This is a genomic window from Actinomadura sp. GTD37 (assembly GCF_041951365.1).
Lineage (GTDB): Bacteria > Actinomycetota > Actinomycetes > Streptosporangiales > Streptosporangiaceae > Spirillospora.
This window is the reverse complement of the sequence record NZ_JBGNUS010000001.1, coordinates 1,893,648-1,920,457: the sequence shown is the minus strand read 5'-3', so window position 1 is coordinate 1,920,457 and position 26,810 is coordinate 1,893,648. Positions and strand designations below refer to the sequence as shown.

Annotated in this window: 24 protein-coding genes and 1 riboswitch; of the genes, 7 read left to right on the top strand and 17 right to left on the bottom strand. The window is 73.8% G+C overall.

Going from position 1 to position 26,810, the window contains the following annotated elements:
• Positions 1-36: 36 nt before the first annotated feature.
• A complete protein-coding gene (locus ACA511_RS09170) occupies positions 37-1,146 on the bottom strand; it encodes a hypothetical protein (protein WP_375023635.1) in 1,110 nt (369 codons plus the stop codon).
• A 97-nt stretch (positions 1,147-1,243) separates the two neighbouring features.
• Between ACA511_RS09170 and ACA511_RS09165 the strand changes: the two genes are divergently transcribed.
• The 3 genes from ACA511_RS09165 to ACA511_RS09155 all read left to right on the top strand — a co-directional run bounded on the left by ACA511_RS09165 (position 1,244) and on the right by ACA511_RS09155 (position 4,309).
• The gene (locus tag ACA511_RS09165) at positions 1,244-2,566 is read left to right on the top strand and encodes a sensor histidine kinase (RefSeq protein ID WP_375023634.1); all 1,323 of its coding nucleotides are present in this window, start codon (positions 1,244-1,246) and stop codon (positions 2,564-2,566) included.
• Positions 2,563-3,234 carry a response regulator gene (locus ACA511_RS09160; RefSeq protein WP_375023633.1) on the top strand — a complete coding sequence of 224 codons (672 nt, stop codon included), beginning with the start codon at positions 2,563-2,565 and terminating at the stop codon, positions 3,232-3,234. Before ACA511_RS09165 ends, ACA511_RS09160 begins: the two co-directional genes overlap by 4 nt.
• A gap of 157 nt (positions 3,235-3,391) precedes the next feature.
• Positions 3,392-4,309: a glycoside hydrolase family 16 protein gene (locus ACA511_RS09155; RefSeq protein ID WP_375023632.1), complete on the top strand. Its 918-nt coding sequence runs from the start codon at positions 3,392-3,394 to the stop codon at positions 4,307-4,309.
• A gap of 105 nt (positions 4,310-4,414) precedes the next feature.
• On the opposite strand, the gene ACA511_RS09150 is transcribed toward ACA511_RS09155, so the two are convergent.
• A complete protein-coding gene (locus ACA511_RS09150) occupies positions 4,415-4,945 on the bottom strand; it encodes a hypothetical protein (protein WP_375023631.1) in 531 nt (176 codons plus the stop codon).
• 622 nt (positions 4,946-5,567) lie between these two features.
• A riboswitch (cyclic di-AMP (ydaO/yuaA leader) is annotated at positions 5,568-5,713 on the top strand.
• Between the two features lie 7 nt (positions 5,714-5,720).
• Here ACA511_RS09150 and ACA511_RS09145 point away from each other — a divergent pair.
• Positions 5,721-6,362: a hypothetical protein gene (locus tag ACA511_RS09145; protein ID WP_375023629.1), complete on the top strand. Its 642-nt coding sequence runs from the start codon at positions 5,721-5,723 to the stop codon at positions 6,360-6,362.
• 49 nt (positions 6,363-6,411) lie between these two features.
• Here the strand turns inward: ACA511_RS09145 and hpnH are convergent, their stop codons facing one another.
• The 10 genes from hpnH to ACA511_RS09095 all read right to left on the bottom strand — a co-directional run bounded on the left by hpnH (position 6,412) and on the right by ACA511_RS09095 (position 17,681).
• Entirely contained in the window at positions 6,412-7,416 is a 1,005-nt protein-coding gene (gene hpnH / locus ACA511_RS09140; protein WP_375023628.1) for an adenosyl-hopene transferase HpnH, read from the bottom strand.
• Positions 7,413-7,739 carry a hypothetical protein gene (locus tag ACA511_RS09135; protein ID WP_375023627.1) on the bottom strand — a complete coding sequence of 109 codons (327 nt, stop codon included), beginning with the start codon at positions 7,737-7,739 and terminating at the stop codon, positions 7,413-7,415. Before ACA511_RS09135 ends, hpnH begins: the two co-directional genes overlap by 4 nt.
• Positions 7,736-9,601 carry a squalene--hopene cyclase gene (shc, locus tag ACA511_RS09130; RefSeq protein ID WP_375023626.1) on the bottom strand — a complete coding sequence of 622 codons (1,866 nt, stop codon included), beginning with the start codon at positions 9,599-9,601 and terminating at the stop codon, positions 7,736-7,738. Before shc ends, ACA511_RS09135 begins: the two co-directional genes overlap by 4 nt.
• Positions 9,602-9,635: 34 nt before the next feature.
• Complete coding sequence (locus ACA511_RS09125) at positions 9,636-10,646, bottom strand: polyprenyl synthetase family protein (RefSeq protein WP_375023625.1); 1,011 nt, start codon at positions 10,644-10,646, stop codon at positions 9,636-9,638.
• Positions 10,643-12,019, bottom strand: coding sequence for a hydroxysqualene dehydroxylase HpnE (gene hpnE, locus ACA511_RS09120; protein WP_375023624.1), 1,377 nt, complete (start codon positions 12,017-12,019; stop codon positions 10,643-10,645). The genes ACA511_RS09125 and hpnE overlap by 4 nt, the downstream gene beginning before the upstream one ends.
• Positions 12,016-12,876 carry a presqualene diphosphate synthase HpnD gene (gene hpnD / locus ACA511_RS09115; RefSeq protein ID WP_375023623.1) on the bottom strand — a complete coding sequence of 287 codons (861 nt, stop codon included), beginning with the start codon at positions 12,874-12,876 and terminating at the stop codon, positions 12,016-12,018. Before hpnD ends, hpnE begins: the two co-directional genes overlap by 4 nt.
• Before the next feature lie 3 nt (positions 12,877-12,879).
• Positions 12,880-13,737 carry a squalene synthase HpnC gene (hpnC, locus tag ACA511_RS09110; protein ID WP_375023622.1) on the bottom strand — a complete coding sequence of 286 codons (858 nt, stop codon included), beginning with the start codon at positions 13,735-13,737 and terminating at the stop codon, positions 12,880-12,882.
• Between the two features lie 375 nt (positions 13,738-14,112).
• Complete coding sequence (locus ACA511_RS09105) at positions 14,113-15,012, bottom strand: helix-turn-helix domain-containing protein (RefSeq protein WP_375023621.1); 900 nt, start codon at positions 15,010-15,012, stop codon at positions 14,113-14,115.
• A 99-nt stretch (positions 15,013-15,111) separates the two neighbouring features.
• Positions 15,112-15,927, bottom strand: a complete 816-nt coding sequence (locus tag ACA511_RS09100; protein WP_375023620.1) for an SAM-dependent methyltransferase — start codon at positions 15,925-15,927, stop codon at positions 15,112-15,114.
• 710 nt (positions 15,928-16,637) lie between these two features.
• A complete protein-coding gene (locus ACA511_RS09095; protein ID WP_375023619.1) occupies positions 16,638-17,681 on the bottom strand; it encodes a PucR family transcriptional regulator in 1,044 nt (347 codons plus the stop codon).
• A 191-nt stretch (positions 17,682-17,872) separates the two neighbouring features.
• Here ACA511_RS09095 and ACA511_RS09090 point away from each other — a divergent pair, with 191 nt between their 5' ends.
• Positions 17,873-18,568: an SDR family NAD(P)-dependent oxidoreductase gene (locus ACA511_RS09090; RefSeq protein ID WP_375023618.1), complete on the top strand. Its 696-nt coding sequence runs from the start codon at positions 17,873-17,875 to the stop codon at positions 18,566-18,568.
• Positions 18,568-19,314: an SDR family NAD(P)-dependent oxidoreductase gene (locus ACA511_RS09085; protein ID WP_375023617.1), complete on the top strand. Its 747-nt coding sequence runs from the start codon at positions 18,568-18,570 to the stop codon at positions 19,312-19,314. Before ACA511_RS09090 ends, ACA511_RS09085 begins: the two co-directional genes overlap by 1 nt.
• Before the next feature lie 2 nt (positions 19,315-19,316).
• On the opposite strand, the gene ACA511_RS09080 is transcribed toward ACA511_RS09085, so the two are convergent.
• Positions 19,317-21,758 carry an ABC transporter permease gene (locus tag ACA511_RS09080; protein WP_375023616.1) on the bottom strand — a complete coding sequence of 814 codons (2,442 nt, stop codon included), beginning with the start codon at positions 21,756-21,758 and terminating at the stop codon, positions 19,317-19,319.
• The gene (locus tag ACA511_RS09075; RefSeq protein WP_375023615.1) at positions 21,758-22,504 is read right to left on the bottom strand and encodes an ABC transporter ATP-binding protein; all 747 of its coding nucleotides are present in this window, start codon (positions 22,502-22,504) and stop codon (positions 21,758-21,760) included. The genes ACA511_RS09080 and ACA511_RS09075 overlap by 1 nt, the downstream gene beginning before the upstream one ends.
• 108 nt (positions 22,505-22,612) lie before the next feature.
• On the opposite strand from ACA511_RS09075, the gene ACA511_RS09070 reads away from it, so the two are divergent.
• Entirely contained in the window at positions 22,613-23,218 is a 606-nt protein-coding gene (locus ACA511_RS09070) for a response regulator (protein ID WP_375023614.1), read from the top strand.
• Here ACA511_RS09070 and ACA511_RS09065 read toward each other — a convergent pair.
• Genes ACA511_RS09065 through ACA511_RS09055 form a run of 3 tightly spaced genes read right to left on the bottom strand, consistent with a single transcriptional unit; the run spans position 23,215 to position 26,758 of the window.
• Positions 23,215-25,326 (bottom strand): sensor histidine kinase, encoded by a 2,112-nt coding sequence (locus ACA511_RS09065; protein WP_375023613.1) that lies wholly within the window; start codon positions 25,324-25,326, stop codon positions 23,215-23,217. The genes ACA511_RS09070 and ACA511_RS09065 overlap by 4 nt on opposite strands.
• Before the next feature lie 38 nt (positions 25,327-25,364).
• Entirely contained in the window at positions 25,365-26,141 is a 777-nt protein-coding gene (locus ACA511_RS09060; protein ID WP_375023612.1) for a VTC domain-containing protein, read from the bottom strand.
• Entirely contained in the window at positions 26,138-26,758 is a 621-nt protein-coding gene (locus tag ACA511_RS09055; protein ID WP_375023611.1) for a DUF4956 domain-containing protein, read from the bottom strand. Before ACA511_RS09055 ends, ACA511_RS09060 begins: the two co-directional genes overlap by 4 nt.
• Positions 26,759-26,810: the final 52 nt, after the last annotated feature.

The window sequence follows — 26,810 nt, the reverse complement described above, 5'->3', positions numbered from 1 at the left end:
CGCCGCGCCGCCACCCATTACCGAAAGAGCGGGTGGTCAGATTCCTTCGGGGGGTTGGGACGGGACGAGGCTGTAGCCCCAGATCGCCGTCTTCGCGCAGCCGGTGTGCACCGCGTGGACGGTGCCGGCCTTCGCGGGATCGATGCCCACGCACATCCCCCTCTCGCGGGTCTCCGCGGCCCGCAGGTCGAAGAGCGGGGCCGGCTCGGACGGTCCGGCGTCCGTGGCGTTCTCGATCTCGGCCGTCTCCAGGGTGAACTTCTGCCACTCGCTGCCCTTGTCGCACGCGGTCAGGTGCAGGCGGGCGCCGTCGTCGGGGCCGTCCAGGGTGAGGCACCAGAGCTGTTCCTTGACCGTCCGGGCCTGGATGACATACGTGCGGCCCGGGTGGGTCTCCAGCCAGAAGCGCTGCAGCGGATCCTCGTCGTCGCACTTGTCCTGCGAAAGGGTCGGCGCGAACCGGTCGTCGGGGAGGATCGTCAGGCAGTTCCCCACCGCCACGGCGGTCTCCGGCTGGATGGCGTACCAGCCGGTCTCCGGCGGGGCGGCGGCGGACGGTCCGCCCTTGGGCCCGGCCCCGCCCTTGCCGGAGTCGCCGTCCGTGCCGGTCAGCATGGCCACCGCGATGACCGCCACGGTGACGAACGCCGGCGCGGCGACCAGCGGGGACAGGGAGCGCCGCCGTCCGGACGCCTTGCGATGACGCGGACGCGGCCGTTTCCCCTGCTCCGGCTCCTCTGGCCGGGATTCCGTTTCCGCTACCGGTTCCGCTGCCGGTTCCGAAATGACGGCGGGTTTCGCCGAAGGGGCGGGAGTCTGCGGCGATGCGGTGACCCTCGCATACGCGTGCATCCATTCGGCCTGGACTTCCGGCGCGCATCCGCAAGCACTGATGAACGCCGATACGACGTCGCGGCGGGGCAGCGCGCTACCGCCCAGTAATCCGCTCAGCCCGCCCGGCAGCAGGACGGGCGCGGTCGCCATTCGGGCCTCGATCTCCGCGAGGCTCAGTCCGGACCAGCGCTGGAGTCGTCGCATCCGGGCAAGGAACTCGGCCGGGGAGGCGGCGTCGTTCGCATGCGGGACCGTCCTGCGACGCGGCACATTCGTCCCTTCTTGCGCCGAAATACTGTTGATCGTGGGCATCGTAGCGACCTCCACCAGAGATGTGGCTAGTGTTCTTTTCGCAGACGCCTGCGCCACCGGTTCCGGACCGACGGAATGAAATCGCGGAGGGCCGCCGATGTCCGACCTCGCAACGCACCCCTCCAGGTCTTTGCGCAGATCCGTCGAATCCCGCATCGGCACGACGTTCGTCCTGCTCATCCAGGTGCGGGTGCTGGTCGTCGGGGTGACGGTGCTGATCGACCGGCAGGTCCGCGGCGATTTCTGGGCGCTGGGCGTGCTCGCCCTGGTGGCGCTGCTGTCCGGGCTGATGCTGCTCGGCTGGGAGCAGGTGGTCTCCCGGCTGTACGCGCAGCCCGCGCTGCTGGCCTGCGACGTGCTCGTCGGCTACGCGGTGCTGGAGGCCGGCGGGATCCTCGGCCCGTACTTCCTGGTCACGGTGATCGCCGCCGGTCTGGCGGGGCTGCTGTACCGCTGGACCACGACGGCGGTGCTCTGCCTCCAGCAGTCCGCCCTGTACTACGTCGCGCTCTTCCAGGGGGACGGCGCGGACGACGTCCGGCACAGCGCGACCCTTCCGCTGCTGCTCGCGATGCCCGCGTTCTACGGGATCGGTGCCCTGGTCGGGTCCGTGATCCGGCGGCTGTTCGACGAGCAGGCGGCGGCCGAGGACGCGCTGTGGCGGTCGGAGGCGCTGACCCTCGCCGCCGAGGAGCGGGCGCGGCTGGCCCGCGAGATGCACGACTCGCTGAGCGGCACGCTGTCCGGGATGGCGCTGGCGGCGGCCAGCCTGCCCGCGTTCGTCCGCAGGTCGCCCGAGCGCGCGGAGAAGGAGGCCCGGCGCATCGCCGCCGCCGCGCAGATCGCCACCCGGCAGGCGCGGTCGCTCATCGCCGAGCTGCGGGCGGACGCCGTGCAGCGGCCCCTGGACGCCGCGGTCCGCGAACTCGCCGCGGAGTGGGGCCGGGCGACCGGCGTCCGGGTGCGGGACCGCGTCCAGGACGGCGCCGACCTGCCGCTGCACCCCCGGCACGAGACCGTGGCGATCGTCCGGGAGGCGCTGGAGAACGTCCGGCGGCACGCCGAGGCCGCGGTCGTGGAGATCGCCGTGTCCGACGGGCCGGACGGGGTGCGGGTGGTCGTCCGCGACGACGGGCGCGGGCTCCCCGGACGTCCCGGCGGGGACGGCTGGCTGGACGCGCTCGCGGGCGAGGGCCATTACGGCCTCCTCGGCATGCACGAGCGGGCGCGGCGGGGCGGAGGGGAGCTCACCGTGGACTCGACCCCGGGTGTCGGCACGGGCATCACCGTCCGATTCCCGCACGTCCGGTCCAGGACGGCCGCGTCCGTCCACGGGGCGCGCGGCGGGACGTCCGGGAGCCGGCCGGCGCGGGAGCCGGCCGGAGGCGAAGCGGTGCCGATGGAGGGAAGAGGCGAATGAACTCGGGTGTGCCGTGCCGGGTGCTGGTGGTGGACGACAATCCGTTCATCCGCTCCGGGCTCACGCTGGCGCTTGAGGCGTGCGACGAGATCGAGGTCGTCGGCGAGGCGGGCGACGGCCGGGCGGCCGTGGAGCGGGCGCGGGAACTGGCCCCGGACGTGATCCTGCTGGACGTCCGCATGCCGCACGTCGACGGGCTCTCCGCCGCGGCCGCGCTGAGCGGCATCGGCCGGGTCATCATGCTCACCCAGGTCGAGGATCCCGAGGTGGTGCTGGCCGCCGTCCGGAACGGCGCGGTGGGCTACCTGGTGCACAACACCTTCACGCCCGAGGAACTGTCCGCGGCGGTGCTGGAGACCGCTCGGCAACGGGCTCACCCCCTTTCCCAGGCGGCGTCGGCCGCCCTGATCGACGCCGCGCGGACGGACCCGGCCGCCGCCCCGGCGGCCGACCCGGACGAGCAGCGCCGGCGTTTCGGGCTCTCCGAACGCGAGGCCGAGGTCATGGACCTGATAACGCAGGGACATCCGAACTCGACGATCGCGGCCAAGCTATTTCTCACCGAGAAGACCGTCAAGAATTACATCAACCGGCTTTACGCCAAGCTCGGCGCCCCGAACCGTTCCACGGCCATCGTGACCTGGCTCGGAATGCCGCCGCGGGATTGACCGGAGGCGCGATTTTGAGGTCCCCCGGAGCCCCGCACAGGGCCCTAGGGCCCTAGGGCCCCGATACGCGCGCCGAGTAGGTTCCGGATGAATTAGTCGAGTGCGGGGCGGCTTGAATCGGCTGTCGGCACAATTCGTCCGGTGCGGAGGTTGGATCGTGTCCTTCTCTTTCCGAAGACGGGCCGTCGTCGTGGCGGTCACCGCGGTGACCGTCGGGGTCTCGGCGTTGGCCGCCCTGCATGAGAGCTCGGCCGATATCGGACGCACCAGTGCGGCGGCCGACTTCCACCCGGTCCCCACCGGCAGGACGGCGCCGCCCAAGGCCGGCGAGGCGAAGACCGGCGACGCCGCCGGCGCGGTGACGGCGGCGCGGAGCCGCGGGTGGGGGCGTCCGCTGGCGGCCGACGAGTTCGACGGCCCTCTCGACCCGGAGGCATGGGAGGTCTACGACGGGGACGGGCACGCCGGCAACGGGAGGCGCAGCCCGAGCGCCGTGACCGTCGTGGACGGGGCGCTGCGGATCACCGGCCTGCCCGACGGGACCACCGGCGGGCTCGGCTGGCGCGACGGCGACCAGGAGCTCGGCCGCTGGGAGACGCGGCTGAGGATGAACCGGGCCTGCGCCTGCTACAACGCGAACCTGCTGCTGTGGCCCGTCAACGGCGGCGGCGACACCGCCCCCAAGGACGGCGGCGGCGAGATCGACTACATGGAGACCTACGAGGACAGCGGGCTCCGGACGGGCGCGAACTTCTTCCTCCACTACGACCAGCGGAAGGGGTCGGAGCAGAAGGGGCGCGAAGGCAACTCGGGGCGCGTCGCCGACCACGTGGAGGTCGACCTCACCGCCTGGCACACGTTCGCGGTCGAGTGGACCGCGAAGGAGATCAACGGGTACGTGGACGGCCGGCGCTGGTTCCACACGTCGGATCCGGACGTGCGGCCGCCGGGCCCCATGGGCCAGGCGATCCAGCTCGACTGGATGCCCGAGTTGAAGAAGCTGACCGCGCCCGGCATCGACACCCGCGACAGCGCGGTCCTCGAAGTCGACTGGATCCGCATGTACGGCGCCTGACCGGAACCGTACGGAACCGCGCGGAACCGCGCGGAACCTGGACGGCGCGGGCGGAGGACGGGTCTCCCGGACACGGGGTCTCCGGGAGACCGGCTCACCGCGGCGTCAGCGGATGATCTGCCACATTCCCTTGGCGTCGCGGCGCAGCACGAACTGCGGCTGGAGGGCCTCCCGCGTCAGGTGCCCGTCCGTCCAGCGCAGGCCGGAGAACGGCACGACCGCCTCGCCCGGCTTGGTGATCTTCCCTCCGGTGGCCATGATCTGGCCGAGCGCGAGCCGTTCCTTCGGCCTGAGGAAATGCGGGGTGGCCTTCACTCCCTTGCGGCAGTCGCCTTTCAGCGCGGGGCTGTTGACGAAGTCGCTGTCCTCGCGGACGTAACGGCACACGGAGGCGTCGCCCGCCGCCTGCCCGTGCAGGAACGCCTCCAGCGCGGCGCGCGCCCCCGCGAGCCCCGGCGCGGCGCCCGGGTCGGTCTGCGGAGACTCGCTCGGCTCCGTCGGCGCGGCCGGGGGTGCGGACCGCTGCGCGGCGGGCGGCGGTGTGCCGCCGCCGTCGCCTTCCGCCCCTCCGCAGGCCGCGGCGCCCAGCACCGCGAGAAAGAGAAGGCCGCGGGCGGCCCTTTTCCCATGCGTCATTAAACGCCTCCCTGGGGGCCGGGATCCGGCGATGATCATACGTGGCCTATCACGTTCCGGCAATGGAGCGAGGAATGGCCTCCTGATCACGTGCGATGACCGTCCCCGACACCTCCGGCGAGCATCCCGGGCACTCTCCGGCGGACGGGCCGATACTCGGCCGCGCTCATCATTCCTGATCACCGAACTGCCGTTTTCGCGGTGCGCGAGAACTACCGGTCCCCGTCCCGGACGGGGTGCCGGGCCCGCGGGCGGCACCGCGCCGCGGCGCCCCCGCCGGGCCGGCGGGGCGCGGCCCTCCCGGCGGGCACGGCGGAGCCGGCCGGAGGCCCCACAGGGGACGGTCTGGGGCGCTGAGCTGGGGGTTGATGATTTTGTCGGGGTTTGCCATCCCTTGAGAGGTTCTGTAGCTTTGCGCTCACCAAGGCGCCAGCCAGGCGCTCTTGCCCCACCTGGCGCACATGCCACACCAGCGTGGGCGGGCGACGCGGTCCACGCGTCGCGCAGTGCCGTGCACGCTCAGCGCCGTGCAGGCAACGCCCGGAGGCGATCCGCCTCGGCAGGGCCTTTACAACATCAGCGCCGCTCTCTCCTTCATGGGGCCCATCGTGCCCCGGGGACCGCAGCGGCACCGCCGAGTCCGCCGTAGCGCGGAGCCGGGGACCCACCCTCCCTGCACTGGGGTGAATCGGCCTGCCCGCAGGCCGTAGGGCGACTTCCACGTCCGAACCCGTCAGCTAACCCGGTAGGCGGCACATGGAAGAAGGAGCCCCCCTTGAAAGGCAAGCACACCAGGAGCAAGGGCATTTTCGGCCTGAGCCCCCGCACCAATGGAGCGCTCGTCGGTCTCGCCGTGTTCGGCGTGGCCGCGACGACGGTGCAACTGGCGGAGCGTCCGTCCGATACCGGCACATCGGTCGCCGCCGTCAAATCCGTCCCCCAGCCGCGCAAGGCCGTGCCGGACACGTCCGACAGGTCCGAGAAGAAGAAGGCCGTGGACGAGCGGTCCGAGGTCATCGAGCGGGCTAGGACGTGGAACCCGCACAGCTCGGACCGGGTGTCCTACAGCCAGGTCAGGTCCCACGAGGGCTACCGGGCCGACTGCTCGGGATACGTGTCCATGGCGTTGGGCCTGCCCAAGCCGGGAGAGAACACGGTCGGCCTGACGTCGTCGCGCCACACCTCCCGCATCGCGATGTCGGAACTGAAGAAGGGCGACCTCGTCATGGACGCGGAGGGCACCAACACGACCCGCCACGTCGTCATCTTCGAGAAGTGGGCCGACGGAGACCACACGTCCTACTGGGCCTACGAGCAGCGCGGCCGCTACGGCACCGACTACCGGACGCGCGACTACGGCCTGGACTCGGGCAGCGAGTACAAGGCCTACCGGCCGACGAAGCTCAGCGACGCCTGACCGACGCCCGGAGGGCGGGAGCGAACCTCCCGCCCTCCGGGCGCTGCGGTCAGGTGGACCGCACCGCCCTGATGGACTCCTTCAGCGAGCCGACGGTGGCCATGACCGCCGTGGGCTCGTAGCCGCAGTGGGCCATGCAGTTGGCGCACCGCGGGTCGCGTCCGCGGCCGTAGGAGTCCCAGTCGGTCTCGTCCAGGAGTTCCTGGTAGGTCTGCGCGTAGCCGTCCGACATCAGGTAGCACGGACGCTGCCACCCGAAGAGCGAGTAGGACGGGATCGCCCAGGCCGTGCACGGGAAGTCGACCTTGCCCTCCAGGAAGTCCAGGAAGAGCGGCGAGTGGTTCAGCCGCCAGCGCTTGCGGTTCCCGTCGGCGAACGCCTTGCGGAACAGTTCCCGCGACTCCTGGACGCCGAGGAAGTGCTCCTGGTCGGGCGCCTTGTCGTAGGCGTACCCCGGCGAGATCATCATTTCGTCGACCTTCAGATCGTCGTTGAGGTAGTTCATGACCTCGATGACGTTCTGCGGGGTGTCGGTGTTGAAGACCGTCGTGTTGGTGGTGACGCGGAATCCGCGGCGCTGGCATTCCTTCACGGCGGCGACGGCGTCGTCGAAGACGCCCTCCTTGCAGACCGACTCGTCGTGCCGTTCCCGGAGGCCGTCGATGTGCACGGCCCAGGCGAAGTACGGCGACGGCTTGAACTTGTCGATCTTCCGGGGAATGAGCAGCGCGTTCGTGCACAGGAAGACGAACTTCTTGCGCTTCACGAGTTCGCTCACGAGCTCGTCGATCTGCGGGTGCATGAGCGGCTCGCCGCCCGCGATGGACACCATCGGCGCGCCGCACTCCTCGATGGCGGCGACGGCCTGCTCGACGGGCATCCGCCTTTTCAGCGTGTCGGCCGGATGCTGGATCTTCCCGCAGCCGGCGCAGGCCAGATTGCACGCGAACAGCGGTTCCAGTTCCGCGATGAGCGGGTACTTCTCCCTGCCGCGGATCTTGTTGCGGAGGATATAGGTTCCGATGCGAAGGCTCTGGCGTAGCGGCATGCTCATGGTGTTCGGACCTCCTTTGGCAGAGTGAATTCGGTCGTCTCCACCGTGACCGTGTGCTCCTCGGTCTCGACGGGCCCGAAACGGCACGGCACCGTCCCGGACGGCCCGCGGACCTCGGTCGCGACGAACAGGTCGCCGGGACGCAGCCGCGCGTCCAGCGCCCCGCCGCAGCCGGCGACGGCCAGCGCGCCGAACTCGGGCAGCCGCTCGGCGGCGGCCCGCGCCCTGGCGGGCCCCATCCCGGTCCGGACGACGCGCAGGCCGTCCCGCGAGACGGCCCGCGCCTCCATGCCGAGCGCCGCGCACACGACGAGCCGCGTCACGTGGCGCCCCCCAGGTAGCGGCCGAGGGCGCTGATCGGGAACACCAGCCGGTAGAGGTGGTAGTTGATGTAGAAGTCGCCGGGGAAGCCGGTGCCGGTGAACTGGTCCTCGTCCCAGTTCCCGTCCGGGCGCTGGTTCTCCACCAGCCACCGGACGCCCGCGTCCACGGCGGCGGAGCGCTCCCCGGCGGCGAACAGCGCCAGCAGCGCCCACGCCGTCTGGGACGCCGTGGACTCGCCCCGCCCGATCCACGCGGGGTCGTCGTAGGAGCGCAGGTCCTCGCCCCAGCCGCCGTCGGAGTTCTGGTGCTCCTCCAGCCACGCCACGGCGCGGCGGATCGCGGGCTTGCCCGGCCGGACCCCGGCGGCGATGAGCGCGGGCACGACGCCGCCCGTCCCGTACACGTGGTTGGCGCCCCAGCGCCCGAACCAGGAGCCGTCCTCCTCCTGCGCCTTCAGCAGCCACACCACGGCCCGCTTCACCACGGCCGTCTCCGCGAGGCCCTCGTGGGCGAGCGCCTCGACGACGTGCGCGGTGACGTCGGCGGACGGCGGGTCGATGACGGCGCCGAAGTCGCAGAACGGCAGCTTGGTGCACAGTTCGCGGGTGTTGTCGGCGTCGAACGCGCCGAACCCGCCGTCCCGCGACGCCATGCCGTTCAGCCACCGGACGGCCCGCTCGACCGGCTCGGACGCCTCCGGCAGCGCCACCTTGCGCAGCGCCAGGATCGCCTCGGCGGTGTCGTCGGTGTCGGGGTAGACGTCGTTGTCGAACTCGAACGCCCACCCGCCCGGCGGGGTGTCGGGCCGCCGCACCGCCCAGTCGCCCGGCCCACGGACCTCCTCGCCGACGATCCAGCGGCCCGCGCGCAGCAGCGCGGGATCGTCGCGGGCCGCGCCGGCGTCGCCGAGCGCGTTCATCGCGAGGACGGTGTCCCAGACCGGCGACTGGCACGCCTCCAGCCGGCGGCCCTTGTCGTCCCGGATCGTGAACCGCTCGAGCCCGTCCAGCCCCCGCTTGAGGACCGGGTGGTCGAGGTCGTAGCCGAGGACGTGCAGCGCCATCAGCGAGTACACCCAGGGCGGCTGGATCCCGCCCCAGCAGCCGTCGGCCTCCTGCCTGGCGATGATCCAGTCGGCGGCCCGGCGCAGCGCGGCGTTCCGCAGCGGCCGCACCGGCCGCTTCTCGTACACGTGCAGGACGCGGTCGAGCGCGTTGAACGCCCGCCCCCAGCCCTTCGCGTCCTGCGCCGGGACGGTGCCGGTCCGCAGCTCCGCGAGGTCGACCGGCAGGTCCCGGACGGGACGCAGCGACCCGAGGACCGTCAGCGGGACGATCGTCTGCCGCGCCCAGCACGCCCAGTCGTAGACGTTCAGCGGCACCCGGCTCGGCAGGAACATCAGCTCGGGCGGCATGACGGGCAGGTCGTCCCACGACCACTGCCCGAACAGCGCCAGCCAGATCCGGGTGAACACGCGGCTGCCCTCGATGCCGCCCGCGTCCCGCGCGAACTTTGCGGCGCGCCGCATGTGGTCGGCGTCCACCGGGTCGCCGGCGAGCCGCAGCGCGACGTACGCCTCGATCGTGGTGGACAGGTCGGCGGGGCCGCCGTGGAAGTTCGCCCACGTCCCGTCGGCGCGCTGCCGCGAGCGGATCCAGCGCGCCGCCTCCTTGGTGTCGGCGTCGGAGCGGATGCCGAGGAACTGGCGGAGCAGCAGGTCCTCGGCGTCCATCGTGACGTTGGTCTCCAGCTCGGCCTTCCACCAGCCCTCCGGCGACTGGAGGCCGAGCAGGTGGTCGCGGGCGGCTGCGACGGCGGCGGCCGCCGCGCCGGTGAGTTCCGGAGCTTCCGTCGTGGTCATTCAGCGGTCTCCTTCTCGCGCAGTGCGTGGCGGGTCAGTGGTCCCGGGCGGTGACGAAGAGCGCGATGTCCCGGAACTCGGCGGCGACGTGGTCGTCCACGCCGGCCTGGTCGAGGCACAGCTCGGCGGCGGCGATGCGGCGGTCCGCCTCGGCGGCGGCCCAGTCCCGGCCGCCGGCGGCCTCGACCAGCCGCGCCATCTCCCGCAGGACGTCCTCGGACGGCGGCTCCGCGCGCCCGTACAGCTCGGCGAGCCGCGCCGAGTCCGGCGTCCCGGCGTTCAGCGCGTACACCACGGGCAGCGACTTCTTCCGGGCCCGCAGGTCCGACAGGACGGGCTTGCCGGTCGTCTCCGGGCTCCCCCAGATGCCGAGCAGGTCGTCCACGAGCTGGAACGCGAGGCCCATCTCGGCGCCGAACCCGGTCAGCCCGGTGACGAGCCGCGTCGGCCCCTCGCCGAGCATCGCGCCGATCGAGCTGGCGCAGGCGAGCAGCGCGCCCGTCTTGTCGGCGGCCATCGTGACGCACTCGTCCAGCGACACGTCGGCGCGCTGCTCGAACCCGAGGTCGGACGCCTGCCCGGAGATGAGCCGCTGCGTGGCGGCGGCCAGGGCGCGCGCCGCCCAGTGCGCGCCCCGCGTCTGCTGGTCGAGCAGCAGCTCCTCCGACAAGGCGAGCAGCGCGTCGCCGCCGAGGATGGCGGCGGACGGGCCGAACACCGTCCACGCGGCGGGACGGTGCCGGCGGGTCCGGTCGCCGTCCATGATGTCGTCGTGCAGCAGCGAGAACGCGTGCACGAACTCGACGGCGACCGCGCCGGGCAGCGCCGTCTCCGGGGGCGCCCCGGCGGCCCGCGCGGACAGCAGCGCCAGCGCGGGGCGCAGCGCCTTCCCGCCCGCCGCGGCGGGCCGGCCGTCCGCGTCGGTCCAGCCGAGGTGGTAGGCGACGACGCGGCGGGTCCACGGGTCGAGCCGCTCCGCGGACGCGCGCATCGCCTGGTCGACGAGCGCGCGCCCGTCGGTGATCGAGGTCGGGACGGTGGTCATCGGCCGCTCACCCCGTCCGCGGTCATCCCCTGCAGATGCCGCCGGACGAGGCGGGCGGCGGTGAGGCCGCTTCGCACGGCTCCCTCCATCGTGTCGGGCCAGCCCGTGTCCGTCCACGCGCCGGCGAGGAACAGCCCCGGCAGCCGGGTCGCGGACGCGGGGCGCAGCGCGCCGCTGCCGGGGCTCTGGCGGAATGTGGCGTGCCGTTCCCGCGTCACGAAGAAGTCGGTGACGCGGGCCCGGCGGGCGGCCGGGAACAGCCGCTCCAGCGCGGCGAGGTAGACGTCGCGCAGCTCCGCGGTGGGGGTGTCGATCCAGCGGTCGGCGGCCGAGACCGAGACCGCGAGGTACTGGCCCCCGCCGGACAGGCCGCTCACCTCGGTCCGGTCGAACACCCACTGGACGGGTGAGCCGACCGCCGCGACGAACGGCCGGGCGGCGCCGTCCGCTTCCAGGACGGGCCGGTCGTAGACGACGTGGACGTTGACGATGGGGCTGGAGCCGAGGCCGTCCCAGCGCACCCGGTCCGGGGACGCCTCCTCGGGGACGAGCGACGCCGCCGCCCGGTGCGGCACCGCGATCACGACGGCGTCCGCGCTGACCGGGGAGCCGTCCACGACGAGCTTCGGCCCCGCCTCGACCGCCGTCACCTTCGCGCCCAGCTCGACCCGTCCGCCGCCGCGCCTGATCCGCGCCGCGGCGAGCGTGCCGTGCAGGTCGCCGAGCGGGATCGCCGGCACGCCGATGTCGGCGGCGTCCGAGCGGCCGAGGAGCGCGGTCTGGCACACCATCGCGGCCGGGCCGAGCGCGGCGTCGTCCACCCGGATGTTGAGCGACGCGGTGACGAACAGGTCCCAGAGCGCGTCGCGGGCCCGGGACCGCTGGCCGTGGCCGGCGAGCCAGCCGCCCATGGCGGACCGGTCGAGCGCCGGGTCGTCCGGGTCGAGCCGGTCGAGCGCGAGCGACGCGCGGACGGCGCGCAGCCGGTCGGCGGGCGACAGCAGCCGGTAGCCGGCGAGCGCGGGCAGCAGGTGCAGTGGGCCCGGTGCCTTGGCGCGGCGCAGCCGCCCGCCGGGGCCGTCCGGGGTGAGGACGCGGACGTCGAAGCGGTCCTGGACGCGGACGCGGTCCGCCGCGCCCAGCCGTCCGAGCAGCCCCCGGTACGCCGAGCAGCACTTCAGGAAGATGTGCTGCCCGTTGTCGACGGTCAGCCCGCCGCGGGTGAAGGAGTGGGTGGCGCCGCCGAGGCGGGGCCGCGCCTCGTAGACCGTCGCCCGGATCCCGGTCTCCTGGAGCGCCAGCGCCGCCGTGATCCCGGCGAGGCCGCCGCCGACGACGGCGACGTCTCCCGCGCCGCCGGCAGCGCCGCTCATCGGCGGACCCCCGACATCGCCATCGCCGACACGGCGGCCTTCTCCCAGGCCGGGAGGGACGTGCGGGTGCCGAGCGCCGTCAGCGGGTCGGCCTTGATGCGTTTCAGCAGGTGCCGGTAGATGCCGGCCATCGCCCCGGCGCACGCGGCGCTGCGCCGGTCGAGCATGGGCAGCAGCTGGAGGCCCGTCGCATACCACTCCTCCGCCCGGTTCACCTCGAACCGGACGAGGGCCGCCAGCCGCTCCGGGTCGTCGGTCAGCCGCCCCGAGCCGTCGCGGTCCAGCGTGACGCCGAACCGGGCGAGGTCCTTGGCGGGCAGGTAGACGCGGCCGCTCAGCCCGTCCTCGCGGACGTCCCGCAGGATGTTCGTCAGCTGGAGCGCGACGCCGAGCGCGTCCGCGCGGGGCACGGCCGCCTTCGGGTCGGACGTGCCGAACACGCCGAGCGACAGCCGGCCGACCGCCCCGGCGACGCACCGGCAGTACCAGCGCAGGTCGTCGAAGGTGTCGTAGGTCTCGCCGCGGACGTCGGCCTCGCAGCCGTCGATCAGCTCGCCGAACGCGTCCAGCGGGATCGGGTAGCGGTGCGCGGCGTCCGACAGCGCGACGAGCACCGGGTCGTCCGGGTGGGCGGCGGCGTCGGCGAGGCGCGCGCGCTCGTCGCCGAGCCTGGACAGCCGGGTCGCGGCGGGCGCGTCGTGGTCGTCGCCGATGTCGTCGATGCGGCGGGCGAACGCGTACACGGCGCTCAGCGCGCGGCGCTTCGGCGCGGGAAGCAGCCGGATCCCGTACGAGAAGTTGCGCGCCTGCGAGCGCACGACGTTCTCGCAGTGCCGGTAGGCGCTGGATGCGTCCATCTCCTATCCCCTCCCCAGTGTCCGCGACCACTCGGCCAGCAGCCGCGCTTTCCTCGGACGTGACGTGCTCCCCAGGACGTCGTAGGCGCCGCGCTCCAGGGCGGCGAGGGACGCGAGGCCGCCCGCGACGTACCCGGCGACGGCGACGCGGGCGAATCCGCGGAGCGTCGCGGTGAGGGCGGCGCCCTCGTCCAGCAGCCGCCCGGCCCGCTTGGCCTGGAGGGCCACCACGCCGCGCAGCCGGGTCGGCGTGATCGCGGCGGCCAGGTCGTCCTCGGCGCAGCCGAACCGCTTGAGGTCGTCACCGGGCAGGTAGACGCGGCCGTTGCGGTGGTCCTCGCCGACGTCCTGGCAGTGCTCGATGATCTGCAGGGCGGTGCACACCTTGTCCGAGAGCCGGATCCGGTCCGGGGTGGCGGCGCCGAACACGTGCAGGACGACGTGCCCGACCGGGTCGGCGGAGTACGCGCAGTAGCCGACGAGGTCGTCGAAGGTGGCGTACCGGGTGACCTCCTGGTCGCGGCGGTTGGCCTCCAGCAGGCGGCGGAACGGCTCCGCCGGGATCCGGCACGCGGTGATGGTGCGGGACAGGTCGCGCAGGACGGGCAGTTCCGGCGCGACGCTCGCGTAGACGCGGTCGAGATCGCGTTCCACGAGGTCGAGCAGGTCGGCCCGCTCGCCCGGCGGCGCCTCGTCGCCGATGTCGTCGACCAGCCGGGCGTAGCCGTAGACGTTCAGCAGGTGCTCGCGGTGGCGGGCGGGGAGCAGGCGGGTGGCGACCGGGAAGTTCTCCCGGGACTGGAGTTCGATCCTGGTGCGGCGTTCCTCGGTCTCGTTCCACAAACGCTCGCTGACGGACATGGCGTTCCTTCGAGGCGGCGGCGGCGCGGGGCCGTTCATCGATGCCCGATATCCGGGTGCACGCCCGGTAAACATGGCCATCGCGAGGCCCCTGTGCCGTACGTCCCCGAACCGCTCCGAGAAACCTCAAAAATGACCGGCTTTTGTCGAGATAGGCCGGAAGTGGTCAGCCGGGAATATGTGATCCAGGCGGTCGGCGATCACCGCTGGTCAGCAGTTTTTTCCATTCCGTTATGTTGGACCCGAGTGGAGACTTGCGTCTAACTCCAAGACTCGATTCGAGTCCCGCGGACGGATCGGCCGGCACGGGCCGGTACCGATCGGCACAGACCGGTACCGACCGGTACGGAGTGGATCGGTTCGGTACGAACCGGCTCAGATGGAGGCGAGCATCTCGGCGAGGATCTGCGGCGTGCGCTCCGGCGGCGCGGCCTCGGTCACCAGCGTGTTGAAGACGTGCCAGTGCCGCTCGATCTCCGCGCGCCGCACCGGGTAGCCGGCGCCGTCGGCGCGTTCGAGGTACACCATGTCGTGCAGGCCCTGCTGCGGGAACCGGACGAGGGTGAGCGGCTCGTCCCCGGCGACCCGGCCGCCGACGCCGAACGGCGCGATCTGGACGGTGACGTTCGGCCGCTTGCACAGCTCGATGATGTGCCGGATCTGGCCGCCCATCACCGCCCGGTCGCCGATGGGCCACCACAGCGCCTGCTGGTCGAGGACGACCCACAGGTTGAGCGGGCGGGGCCGGCGGCGCAGCACGCGCTGGCGCCGCATCCGGAACTCGACCCGCCGCTCGACCTCGGCCTCGGGGCAGGCGGGGCGGATCAGCGCGCGGGCGTACTCCTCGGTCTGGAGCAGGCCGGGCACGAACCGGGCCTCGAACGTGCGGACCAGCTTGGCCGCCTGCTCCGCGCTCAGGTACTGGCGCACCCAGCCCGGCAGGATGTCGCCGTCGCCGTGCCACCAGGCGTGCGCGGTCGTCTGCTCGGCGAGGGCGAGGAGGGTGTCCTGCTCGTCGCCGTCCGCGCCGTAGCGGGCGAGCAGCCGGGCGACCTCGCGCGGCCTGCTGCCGCTGCGGCCCAGCTCCAGCCGGGTGATCTTGGATTCGGAGCCGTGCACGACGGCGCCCGCGTCGAGGCGGGACAGCCCGGCCCGCTCCCGCAGCTCGCGGAGCCGCCTGCCTAACAGCATCCGGGGGACGAGCGGGTCCCCGTAGGGGCGGCCGGCGCGGGTGCGCGGCGACTGACTGCTGCCGGTGCTCGTGACGGAGGCCAAGGGGACTCCTCATCGGGGGGATCGGTTGCACGACCGGGCCCCCACTATAGCTTCACGCAGCGCACCGGGAAGGAAACGGTGCGCGACCTTTCCCCGGCGTCAGGGTTTCCGCGCCACCGCGCACAGCGTCGGAAGATCTCCGGCGTCGATGCCCGCCACCTCGGGCCGCCACGCGCCGCTCGGCACGAGTCCGGGCTCCTCGATCTCCAGGCCGTCGAAGTAGGCGCGGATGAAGTCCGGGCTGCGCAGCCGGAACGGGATGGCGCCGGTCTCGTCGTAGGCGTGCTGCGCCGCGTTGAACGCCGCGTTCTGGTCGGTGGAGTCGTGCAGGATGAGGTAGCTCCCGGGCGCCAGCGGCTCCAGCAGCCCGCGGACGACGCCGAACGCCTCGGCGGGGTCGACGATGTGCCCCATGACCCCGATCAGCAGCAGCCCCACGGGCCGGGACAGGTCGAGGATCTCCGACGCCCTCGCCATGATCGTCTTGGGATCGTGCAGGTCGCAGTCGATGTAGGACGTCCTGCCCGCGGCGGTGCCCGTCATCAGGGCGCGGGCGTGCGCGAGGACGAGCGGGTCGTTGTCGACGTAGACGACCCGCGCGTCGGGGGCGGCGCGCTGGGCCATCTCGTGGGTGTTGTCGACGGTCGGCAGCCCGGTCCCGCAGTCCATGAACTGGCGGATCCCGCGTTCGAGGGCGAGGAACCTGATCGCGCGGTCCATGAAGTAGCGGCCGGCGCGCGCGATGTCCACGATGCCGGGGTAGAGCGAGACGTACTCGTCGCCGGCGAGCCGGTCGATCTCGTAGTTGTCGGTGCCGCCGAGCCAGTAGTTCCAGATCCGGGCGGACTGCGGGACCGCAGTGTTGATCTTCGTCTCCGGGGCCTGCTGCTCCGGGCCGCTGGTGGCATCCGTCATCGGTCAGACGCTCCTTCGGGGGGCTCTCCGGCATCTCCTCTGCAAACCTAGACCCGGCACCCTCGGGCAGCCCGGGAACGCGAAATTCGGCCCTGTCCGCATTACCGTTCGGGACACGAATGCCGGGCATGCCGCTGCGGTCGGCGCGCCGCGCGTGCCCGGCGAGACCGGCGCGAACAGCGCGTGCCCGAAATGATCACTTACCGCGAGGCCACGGTTCTCTCCCCGTCCCGCACGAATCCCAAACCCCACCATCCCCTGTGATCCGCGAACGCCCGCCCCCCGGTAGCCCGCTCCCCGCCGCAAGCCCGAGCCTCCGAGAATTGCCCATACCGCCCAAATCGACCCCGCGCGCCTTTCTCGCCGCGACGCCTCACCGCAAAGCCGGACGCGGCGTCCGGGAGGGCGCCCGCACCCCGCTCCGGCACTCTCGCCGACATTTGCCCCATTTACGACACCCGGCCGTCCAGCGAAAGGCCGCGCTCAGCGAAACCGTGCGGGCAAGAAGGCAGACGACACCGAAAAGCACACGCCGCGGAAAACGCCCGCCGCCCCAACCGGGCACCGCACAAAGACGAGCACCGCACAAGACAGGCGCCGCGCGATACGAGCACCGCGCACAACAGGCGGCGCCCAAGACGAGCACCACACGGGACAGGCAGCGCCCAAGACGAGTACCGCGCGGGGTGGGGGTGCGTTGGTGGGCGGGGTCAGCGGGCGGCCCAGACGGCTATGGCGAGGGCCACGCGGTCGTCGAACTGGAGGGGGTCGCGGCCGGTCAGGGACTCGATGCGGGCCAGGCGGTGGCGGAGGGTGTTCGGGTGCAGGAAGAGGGCGCGGGACGTGGCGCCGACCGCGCCGCCCATGTCGAGGAAGGTGCGCAGGGTCTCGGTGAGGCGGGTGCCGTGCGCGTTGTCGTACTCGTTCAGCGGGCGGGCTATCTGGTCGACGAACGGGGCCAGCTGCTCCTGGTCGAGGCGGCCGAGCAGGGCCTGGAAGGTGGCCAGGTCGGAGGCGTGCACGACGCCGCCGGCGCGGCGCGCGGCGTCCAGCGCGGTGAGGCTCTCGGTGAGCGAGACCGGCAGGTGGTCGAGCGACCCGGCGCTGCCGACGCCCGCGGGCTCGGTCCAGGCGTGCGCGTCGTTGGTGATGAGCAGCGCGGTGTCGCCGTCCAGGCCGAAGACGCCGGGCAGCCCGTCCTCGACGCCGTCCATCGCGATCACGAGGAGCGCGGCCGGGTCGAGCCCGGCGTCGTCGATCCGCTCGCGGAGCACCTCCGCGGACGCGTGGCCCTGCTGGATCATGCGGAGCAGCCGCCCGGTCTCCTCCTGCTCGTGCCGCTCGTCGCGGGTGAACGCGAGCCGCTCGGCGAACCACTCGGTGAAGCTCAGGAACGGCACCTCGGCCGGCACCTCCGCCAGCGGCAGGCCGAGGCGGTCGCAGACGTCGCGCAGCGCCTCCGGCACCTCGTCGGTCACGTCGCCGACGCCGTAGCCGATCACGCTCGCCCGCCCGGCCTTCACCGACTCGGCGAACGCGGCGCAGGCGCCCGCGTCCCGCAGCGACGCGCCGACCGTCAGCACGATCTCGGCGCCGCGCAGGTAGGGGCCGGGGTCGAGCAGCTCGGTGGAGTGCGCCCAGCGGATCGGCCGGTCGAGGCCGGCGCCCTCGCCGGCGACGAGGCGCAGCCGGAACCGCGGCACCTCCAGGAGCTCCCGGACGGTGAGTTGCGGCACAACGGGATCGCTGGTCACGGTTTCACCTTCTCACCCGGACGGGGCGATGGCGGGCGCCCTGACCGTGTTTTGGGAGAACCGTGCTTTGGAGGAGGGCACGACGGTCCGGGCGCGCCGCGGTGCGTTCGGCCAAGAAATCTCCGGCACCCTTGCCACCTTGGGTTATGCCGGGTTTGCCTGGGAACTTCGGATGGAGTCGAGGTGATCGGATGCGCGAGCGGGTCGCACTCGTCACCGGCGGGGCCAGCGGGATCGGCGCCGCGGTGGTGCGCGAGCTGGCGGGGCGCGGCTGGCGGACGGCCGCTCTGGACCTCGTCCCGGCGGCGGACGCCGACCACACGGTGGGCGTGGACGTCGCCTTCCCGGAGCAGGTGAGCGCCGCCGTCAGGCGGATCGAGCGGGAGCTCGGGCCGATCGAGGCGGCGCTGTGCGCGGCCGGGCACTACGCGATCGTGCCGGCGTCGGACGTCGCCTGGACCGACTGGCTGCGGATGCTGCGGGTGCACCTGGGCGGGTTCGTGAACGTGTGCCGGGCCGTGACCCCGGGGATGGTCGAGCGGGGGCGGGGCACCGTGGTCGCGGTCTCGTCCGACCTGGCCATCGGCGGCGGGGACGGCGAGGCGCACTACGCGGCGGCCAAGGGCGCGGTGATCGGGCTCGTCCGGTCGCTGGCGGCGGAGCTGGCGCCGTCCGGGGTGCGGGTGAACGCGGTGGCGCCCGGCCCGACCGACACGCCGATGCTGCCGCCCGACTCGCCGTGGCGGCGGCCCGCGTTCCTGCAGACGCTGCCGACCGGGCGGCTCACGGCGCCGGAGGAGATCGCGTTCGCCGCCGCCTACCTGGTGGAGGACGCGACGTTCTGCGCCGGGGAGATCCTGTCCCCGAACTCCGGGGCGGTGATCTGATGGCGGTCGCGCTGGTGACCGGGGCGGCCGGCGGGCTCGGCGCGGCGGTGGCCCGGCGGCTGGCGGCGGACGGGCACCGCGTCGCCGCCAACGACCGCCCGGACCGGGACGTGAGCGGCCTCGTCCGCGAGCTGGACGGGATCGCCGCGCCCGCGGACGTCACCGACCCCGACGCCGTCTCCGCGATGGTCGCGGAGGTCGAGCGGCTGACGGACTCGCACGTGGGGATCCTCGTCGCCGGCGCGACCCGCCTGAAGGCGGCGCCGTTCGCCGAGCACGACCCGGACGACTGGTGGCGGGTCATCGACACCGACCTCGGCGGGACGTTCGCGTGCGCGCAGGCCGTCATGCCGGGGATGGTGGAGCGCGGCGGCGGCCGGATGGTGCTGGTCGCGTCCGAGGGCGGGCTGATCGGCCTGCCGGGGTCGACCGCCTGCTCGGCGGCCAAGGCCGGGATAGTCGCGCTCACCAAGTCGCTCGGCCGGGAACTGGCGCCGCTCGGCATCGCGGTGAACGCGATCGCGCCGAGCGTGATCGACACGCCGCGGCTGGCGGAGGAGGCGGCGGCCGCGGGGATGTCCGCGGAGGAGTTCCGCGCCCGGCAGGCGGAGCGGGTGCCGCTGGGCCGGGTCGCGACGCCCGAGGAGATCGCGGACGCGGTGGCGTTCCTGGCCGACGAGCGGCTGCCGACGCTCGTCGGCCAGATCCTGCACGCCAACGGCGGCAGCACCCGGGGCCGCGCCTGAGCTCACTCGCGGGTGGAGATCGTCTCGGCGGGACGGGTCGCCATGGCCAGCCGGGCGGGCAGCGCCGTCGCGATCCCGGCGAGGGCGGCGCCCCAGGCGAGGACGCCCAGGAGGGCGAGCGGCGGGACGTGCGGCGCGCCGCCGGTCATCCCGGCCCCGAACGCGGCGAGCGTCGCCAGGGCGATCGCGGTGCCGAGGACGGCGGCGACGGCGACGACGGCGAGGGTCTCCCAGCCGAGCATCCGCATGATCTGCCGTTTGGTCGCCCCGGCCAGGCGCAGCAGAGCGAACTCGCGGGCCCGGTCGGCGGTGGACATCGCGAGGGTGTTCACCACGGCGATCGCTGTGAACGCGATGATGAGGGCCATGGCGACGTAGTTGACCTCGGCGTTCGCGGACGCCGTGTCCGCGGCGAGCGTGCCGGGGTCCGCCGTGGGGATCCCGGCGGGGGCCGTGCCCGCGATCAGCACGGTGCCGCGCGGGTCGTCCACGTGCGCGGCGAGCAGGTCGCGGGCGACGGTCAGGTCGCCGAAGCCGAGGCCGCGCCCGTAGACGGCGATCACCGTGGGCTCGATCGGCGTGCCGTCGCCGAGCGTGAGGGCGAGCCGGTCGCCCGGCCGCACGTCCAGGCGGTCGGCGGCGGTGGCGCTCACGGCGATGGTGGACGCGTTCAGCCCGGCGAGCGAGCCGGCCCGGACGTCCAGGTCCATGGTGCGGTCCAGGCCGTCCGGTGTGACGCCCTGGACGCCGTAGTTCTCCAGATTCACCCGGACGGTGCTGTGCAGGACCTCGGTCACGGCGGTCACGCCGGGCGTCCGGCGGATCCTCTCGGCCGCGTCGTGCGGGATCTTCGGGCCGGCGACGTGCGCGGCGACGATGCCGTCGTCCGCCTGGCTCGTCGCCGCGCCGCCCATCGTCGTCTGGACGAAGAGGATCGTGGCGGTCAGGCCGATCATCAGGGTGAGCGGGGTGACGACGGACGCGAGCCGCCGGGCGCCGGCCCGCAGGTTCGCGGCGGCGAGGTGGCCGCCGACCGGGGAGAGCCGCAGCGGAACCGCCGCCACGGCGACCGCCGCGCGGGCGATGGCCGGGCCGAGGAGCGCGGCCGCGACCGTCCAGACGATCGCGGTCAGCACCGTGACCGGGCCGGCCGCCGCCTCCGTGCGCAGGTTCGACAGGACGATCGTCAGGACGACGGCGCCTGCGGTGGTCAGGAGGCCCGCCGACGTTCGGAGCACGCCGGAGCCGCCGCGGCTCAGGGCCGCGTCGCCGAGCGCCTCCACCGGGCGGATCCGGGCGGTGCGCCGCGCCGTGATCCGGGCGGCGGCGAAGGCCGCCGCGAGGGTGGCGAGGGCGGCGGCGAGCGGCGGGAACGGGCTCACCACGAGGTCGAGGTTGGGCGGCAGCGCGCCGAGGCCGCGGAACCGGTCCCGCAGCCAGAACGCGACCGGCAGCCCGGCGGCGGCGCCGAGCGGGCCCGCGGCGAGCCCGACCAGCAGCGCCTCGTGCCCGATCATCCGGCGGACCTGCCGCGGCGTCGCGGCCACGGCCCGCAGCAGCGCGATCTCGCGTTCGCGCTGCTGCACCGACAGCGCGAACGTGCCGCACACGACCAGGACGGCGACGAGCAGCGCGGTGCCGCCGAGCGCGCCGCCCATGCTGATCAGCTTGATCCGGGACTTCTCCGCGCCGAGGAACTCGGCCCTGCCCCGGTCCGTCCCGGTGTGGACGGTGGCGGCGGTGCCGCGCACGGCGTCCTCGACCGCCCTCGCGGAGCCGTGGGCGCCGATGGCGGTGACCTGGCCGGCGTGCCCGGACAGGCGGGCGGCCTCGGCGGTGGAGAAGAAGACCGCGGTCTGGTGTTCGAGCGACTGCCCGGTCACGCCGACGACCCGGTAGGCGCCCGGCAGGGCGGACGCGACGCGCACGCGGGAGCCGACCCGGAGCCCGTCGCGGCGGGCGGTGGCGGCGTCGACCACGATCTCGTCGTCCGCGCGGGGGGCGCGGCCGTCCCGCAGCGTGAACGGCGTGAGCGCGGCCGATTCCCACCCGTGCCCCCACGACTCCCCGGGGCCGGATCCGGCCCCGAGTTCGGCGGGGAAGGACACCTCGGTGACCACGTCCCGGACGCCCGGCGCCGTCCGGACCCGCTCCGCGACGGAGGCGGGCAGCCACGCGCGCTCGGCGATCGCCTTGGCCTTGTGCTTGACCTTGTCCTTCTTGCCCCCGCCCTTCTTCTTCACGATCGTCTTGTGGACGAACTGGTCCCCGGTGACGACGACCGGCGCACCCGCGTACCGTTCGGGCCGCACGGAGCCGCGCAGGCCGGTGTCGAGCAGGACGCCGCAGGCGCAGATGAGCGCGGCGGCGCACAGGAGGGCGGCGAACGCGCCGGCGAAGCCGGCCTTGCGGTGCCGCAGCGTGCTGAGAACGAGCCAGAGCATCACTTCCACGCCCCCAGACGCGTCATGCGGGCGGCGACCTTCTCGCTGGACGGCGCGTCCATCCGATCGACGATCCGCCCGTCGGCGAGGAACAGGACCGTGTCGGCGTAGGCGGCGGCCACCGGATCGTGGGTGACCATCACGACCGTCTGGCCCATGCCGTCCACGGTCTCCCTGAGCAGGGTGAGGACCTCCCGCGCGGTCATCGTGTCGAGTGCGCCCGTGGGCTCGTCTCCGAACACCACCTCCGGGCGGGTCACCAGCGCGCGGGCGATCGCGACCCGCTGCTGCTGCCCGCCGGAAAGCTGCGCGGGCCGGTGCCCGGTGCGGTCCGTGAGACCGACGCGGGCGACGACCTCCTTGAGCCATTCCTTGTCGGCGCCGGTCCGCGACAGGCGCAGCGGCAAGGTGATGTTCTGCTCCACCGTCAGGGACGAGACGAGGTTGAACGCCTGGAACACGAATCCGACCCGTGCCCTGCGCAGTTCGGTCAGCTTCGTCTCGTTCATCGCGGAGATCTCGGTGTCCCCGAGCCGGACCGTCCCGGACGTGGGGGTGTCCAGCCCCGCCGCGCAGTGCAGGAACGTGCTCTTGCCCGAGCCGGACGGCCCCATGACCGCCGTGAAACGGCCGCGCGGGAGCCCCGTGGTCACCTCGCGCAGCGCGGCGACGGCCCCCCTCCCCTTGCCGTAGACCTTGCTGACCATGTCCATGCGCACCGCGTCGACGTGTACCGCTTCATCCATGCCTCAAGTCTTCTGACCTGGGTGTTCACGGGCCAGAGACGTCGTCACCGGACACCCGTGACCTCGTCATGGGTCCGGGCGTGAAGCGGACGCTGGTAGACATAAGGCGTGATCAAGGTGTTGCTGGCCGATGACCACCACGTGGTGCGCGGCGCCCTCGCCGCGCTGCTGGCGCTGGAGCCCGACCTGACGGTGGTCGCGGAGGTCGAGCGCGGCGACGAGGTGCTGCCCGCCGCTCGCGCCGCCCGGCCGGACGTCGCCGTCCTCGACGTCGACATGCCCGGGCTGGACGGCCTCGCCGCGGCCGCCGCCCTCCGCGACGCGCTGCCGGAGACCGCGGCGCTGATCCTCACCGGGCACGGCAAGCCCGGCCACCTGCGCCGCGCGCTGACCGCCGGCGTGCGCGGGTTCCTGCTGAAGACCGCGCCCCCGGAGGAGCTGGCCGAGGCGATCCGCAAGGTGGCCGCGGGCGAGCGCGTCCTCGATCCCAAGCTCGCCCTCACCGCCTGGGACCTCGCCGACAATCCGCTGACCCCGCGCGAGACCGACGTCCTGCGGCTCGCCGCCGAGGGGGCCGAGGCGCCGGAGATCGCCGGACGGCTCCACCTGTCCGCCGGGACGGTCCGCAACTACCTGACGTCGGTCGTCACCAAGCTCAACGCCCGGAACCGGACCGACGCCGCGCGCATCGCCCGCGAAGCCGGCTGGCTCTAGCCGATCCTCGCCTCCACGCGGAAGCGCCCCTCTCCGTCGGCGCGCGCGCTGAGCGTCCCCCCGACGGAGGCCAGCCGAGTGGTGAGGTTCCCGATGCCCGAACCGGGCGGTTCGCGGGCCGCGCGCGGGTCGAGCCCGTCGTTCTCCACGACCAGCCGGACGGCGTCACCGTCCTGCGCGGTGACGATGACGCAGCGTTTCGCGGCGCTGTGCCGCAGCACGTTGGTCACGGCCTCGCGCAGGACCGTGCTGAGCACGGCCGACACCGGGGCGTCCAGGGCCGTGTGGCCCGTGTCGGTCTCGACCTCGACGCCGGCCGCCGCGAGCACCGACCGCGCCGACCGCAGCTCGCCGTCCAGCGACAGCCCGGCGCCGCCGCCGGTCGCCGCGCGCAGGTCCGCGCCCGCCTGCTCCGCCATGGCCGCGACGTCGGCCACCTCGGCGCGGGCGCGCGCGGCGTCGACCCCGGCGAGCCGCCGCGCCAGCTCGCACTTCAGCAGGATCGCGGCGAGGCTGTGGCCGAGCAGGTCGTGCAGGTCGCGGGCCGCCCGCAGCCGCTCCTGGACGGCCGCCGCCCGCGCCAGCTCCGCCCCCGCCGCGCGCAGTTCCCGTACGAGCCGGGCGAGCATGACCAGCCCGTAGACGACGAGGCCGGTCACCAGCGTGCTGATGACGTAGTTGACCACGGCCGCCGTGCTCAGCCCGAGCAGCCCGGCGCCGATCCCGACGCCCGCCATCGTCGCCGCGACGAGCGGGACGGCGGCCCGCCTCGGCAGCCCGACCAGCAGCGTCCCCGCGAGGAACCCGGCGAGGCCCAGCCACGCCTCCCCGAGCAGCGGGACGGGCCCGAAGCTCAGCACCGCCAGGATCGGCCACCAGCCCCTCGGCCGTCCCCGGCTCGCCCAGACGAGCTGCACGACGGAGACCAGCGCCAGCCCGGCCGCCGCCGCCGGCCACAGCGGGCCCCACTCGATCAGCAGCAGTCCCTTCACGGAGAAGCCCGCGAGGACCGCCGCCAGCAGCGTGAGCGAGAGCCGGTAGTCGCCCCGGTCGGGTACGCCGACGGCACGCTCCCCGGCCTCGGCGGTGGCCTCCACCATGAAACGGCCGTCGTCCTCCAGGCCCGTCGTGAAGGTGCCGCCCGCCTGGCGAACCCGCTCCGCGACCCGCAGCAGGCCCTCTTCGCCCTTCTCGGCCGTGCGGACGCCGTCGTTCACCACGCGAAGCCTCACGACGCCCGCGCTCTCGGACGTCTCGATCAGGCAAGCCCGCGCGGAGTCCGCGCGCACCACGTCGGTGACCGCCTCCCGAAGGACCGTCGCCAGCAGGGCGCCGGCGGGCCCGAGCGGCTCGCTGTGCCCGGTCCGCACCTCGACCTGGACGCCGGCCGCCTGCAGCAACGCGCGCGCCGCCGACGCCTCCGGCGCGAGGGACATGCTCCGGAAGTCCATCGCGGCGGCGCGGGCGTCGTTCAGCGACGTCCGGGCGACCTCCAGGACCTCGCCGATCTCCTCCGGACACTGGAGCGCGCGGCGGCTTCCCCGGACGATGGCCGCCAGGCCGTCCCCGAGCCCCCGGTTCAGCTCCGCCGCGATCCGCAGCCGCTCCCGCTCGGCCGCCGCCACGGTGAGCGGCAGCCGGGCCGCCGCCGCGTCGTCGACCCGGTCGGCCAGCCGCACCAGCCCGTACACGACGAGCCCGGTCAGCAGGCAGGTGATCGTGACGTCGGCGACGGCCCCGCCGCGCAGCGCCTCGATGACCGCGGCGCTCCCCACGACCAGCACCGCGACCGGCGGGGCGCCCGCCAGCAGCGCCGACCCCGCCGCGAAGCCGAGGATCCCGACCGACGTCCCGAACGCCAGGACGGCCGCGTAGGCGGCGAGCGCCTGCGCCGGCACGATCCAGCCGCCGCGCCGCCGCCGCGTCCAGGGCGCCGCCCAGACCAGGTGCAGCAGGAGGACCAGCACCGCCAGGGCGGCGGCGGCCCCGGCGCGTACGGCCCCGTCCGTCCGCGCGGGGGCCGCCAGCACGTAGATCCCGGCGAACGAGGCCAGCACCATGCCGACGACCGCCCGCGCGGCGCGCGGCCCCGGTATCGCCTCAGCCAACCACCCTCAACTCCCCGCAGAACGAACGTCGCCCCAGGTTAACCAGTGGGGGCGAAGCAGCGGCGGAGGGCCGGGCGCCAGGGGTTCGAGGCCGTGCCCGGGTAGAGCACGGCGACCGCGAGGCAGTACTTACTGATCTTGACGGGGTGGACGCGCATCCGGCGCAGCAGCCGGTCGGCCGGGGTGTCGGCGGCGGCCGACTTCGACTCGACCAGCACCCAGTCGTCGCGCGCCTCGACCCGCCTCCCCGGACGGGAGCACACCAGCCCCGCGTCGAGCGTGACCCGTCCCGTGCCGGACCGCTGGACGAGCGTGACGCGGCGGTAGCCGGTCGTCGCCGACGGGCCCAGCGGCTCGGGCGGGTTCATCCGGTACTCCGACAGGAGCGCCTCCGCCAGGAAGCGCTCGGCGGCCGCGGTGAGCTCCGCGCGGCGGGCGGCCTCGTACGGGGTGCGCCGCTTGTCGGTGGCGTCGCGCGTCCCGTTCAGCTTCACCTCGAACATGCAGGAGCCGCTGTCCAGGTACGTCCGCGTGCGGATCTTGAAGCGGCGGCGCCGGTCCTGGCGGTGCTGCCGGTAGGTGAGCAGGCCGGGGGTGTCGAAGTAGGTGGACGAGTAGCGGAACAGGCGCCGCCCGTCGATCTCCAGCGCCGCGTAGTCCCCGGCCAGCCCGCCGACCAGCGCGGGCAACAGCGGTACGGGGAGCAGGTACTTGCGGTCGAGGCGCAGTTGCAGCGCGGAGCGGGCGAGGACGTCCGGGAGCCCGATCGCCGGCGGTCCCGCCGCCGCGTCGCCGAGCACGGCCGCGGCCGTCACAGGAGGGCCCCGTTCCGGGCCGCCTGGCTGGGGACGAGGTCCGGGCGGCGGGCGGCGGGCACGTTGTAGCGGACGTCCACCACCATGACGTCCCGCACGTAGTCGACCTCGGTCACCTCCTGCCGCAGGACGGTCCCGCCGAGCCGGTTCTCCAGGTCGGCCCGCAGCGCCGCGTCGTCGCGGTGGACCACGTCCAGGGTGATCAGCCGGTGCCGGGTGCGGTCCGGCAGCCGCGGGTGGTCGGCCGCGAACATGACCGCGAGCAGCACCGCGTCCAGCGTGAGCGCGAGCGGCACGTCGTGCGCGGCGAGGCCGTTGACCAGGCCGAGCGCCAGAGCCACGAAGTAGTAGCCGACCTCCTCCTGGGTGAGCGCGCTGGACCGCAGCCGGATGATCGACAGCACCCCGAACAGGCCGAAGCCGATCGCGAGGTCGGCGCGCTGCGCGAGCAGCAGCGCGACGACGGTGAACACCCCGACGTTGACCGCGACGTAGGCGAGCCGCATGTCCCGGCGGCGGTGCCGGCGGAAGTAGATCAGTTGCGCGAGCACCGTGATCGCGACCAGGTCCACGGTCAGTCCGTAGACGACGTCCATCAGCACGGCGGTCCTCCTCATGGCGGCGGTTGCTTCCGGGACCGACCCTCGCGGCGGACGGTGAGGCCGCCAT

Bases quoted from the DNA above. Each gene is read 5' to 3' on its own strand.
- ACA511_RS09080 (WP_375023616.1), bottom strand. From the start codon at position 21,758: ATGCTCTGGCTCGTTCTCAGCACGCTGCGGCACCGCAAGGCCGGCTTC.
- ACA511_RS09100 (WP_375023620.1), bottom strand. From the start codon at position 15,927: ATGACGGATGCCACCAGCGGCCCGGAGCAGCAGGCCCCGGAGACGAAG.
- ACA511_RS09085 (WP_375023617.1), top strand. From the start codon at position 18,568: ATGGCGGTCGCGCTGGTGACCGGGGCGGCCGGCGGGCTCGGCGCGGCG.
- hpnE (WP_375023624.1), bottom strand. From the start codon at position 12,019: ATGAGCGGCGCTGCCGGCGGCGCGGGAGACGTCGCCGTCGTCGGCGGC.
- hpnH (WP_375023628.1), bottom strand. From the start codon at position 7,416: ATGAGCATGCCGCTACGCCAGAGCCTTCGCATCGGAACCTATATCCTC.
- ACA511_RS09170 (WP_375023635.1), bottom strand. From the start codon at position 1,146: ATGCCCACGATCAACAGTATTTCGGCGCAAGAAGGGACGAATGTGCCG.
- ACA511_RS09165 (WP_375023634.1), top strand. From the start codon at position 1,244: ATGTCCGACCTCGCAACGCACCCCTCCAGGTCTTTGCGCAGATCCGTC.
- hpnD (WP_375023623.1), bottom strand. From the start codon at position 12,876: ATGGACGCATCCAGCGCCTACCGGCACTGCGAGAACGTCGTGCGCTCG.
- ACA511_RS09150 (WP_375023631.1), bottom strand. From the start codon at position 4,945: ATGACGCATGGGAAAAGGGCCGCCCGCGGCCTTCTCTTTCTCGCGGTG.
- ACA511_RS09055 (WP_375023611.1), bottom strand. From the start codon at position 26,758: ATGAGGAGGACCGCCGTGCTGATGGACGTCGTCTACGGACTGACCGTG.
- ACA511_RS09160 (WP_375023633.1), top strand. From the start codon at position 2,563: ATGAACTCGGGTGTGCCGTGCCGGGTGCTGGTGGTGGACGACAATCCG.
- ACA511_RS09125 (WP_375023625.1), bottom strand. From the start codon at position 10,646: ATGACCACCGTCCCGACCTCGATCACCGACGGGCGCGCGCTCGTCGAC.
- shc (WP_375023626.1), bottom strand. From the start codon at position 9,601: ATGACCACGACGGAAGCTCCGGAACTCACCGGCGCGGCGGCCGCCGCC.
- ACA511_RS09090 (WP_375023618.1), top strand. From the start codon at position 17,873: ATGCGCGAGCGGGTCGCACTCGTCACCGGCGGGGCCAGCGGGATCGGC.
- hpnC (WP_375023622.1), bottom strand. From the start codon at position 13,737: ATGTCCGTCAGCGAGCGTTTGTGGAACGAGACCGAGGAACGCCGCACC.
- ACA511_RS09075 (WP_375023615.1), bottom strand. From the start codon at position 22,504: ATGGATGAAGCGGTACACGTCGACGCGGTGCGCATGGACATGGTCAGC.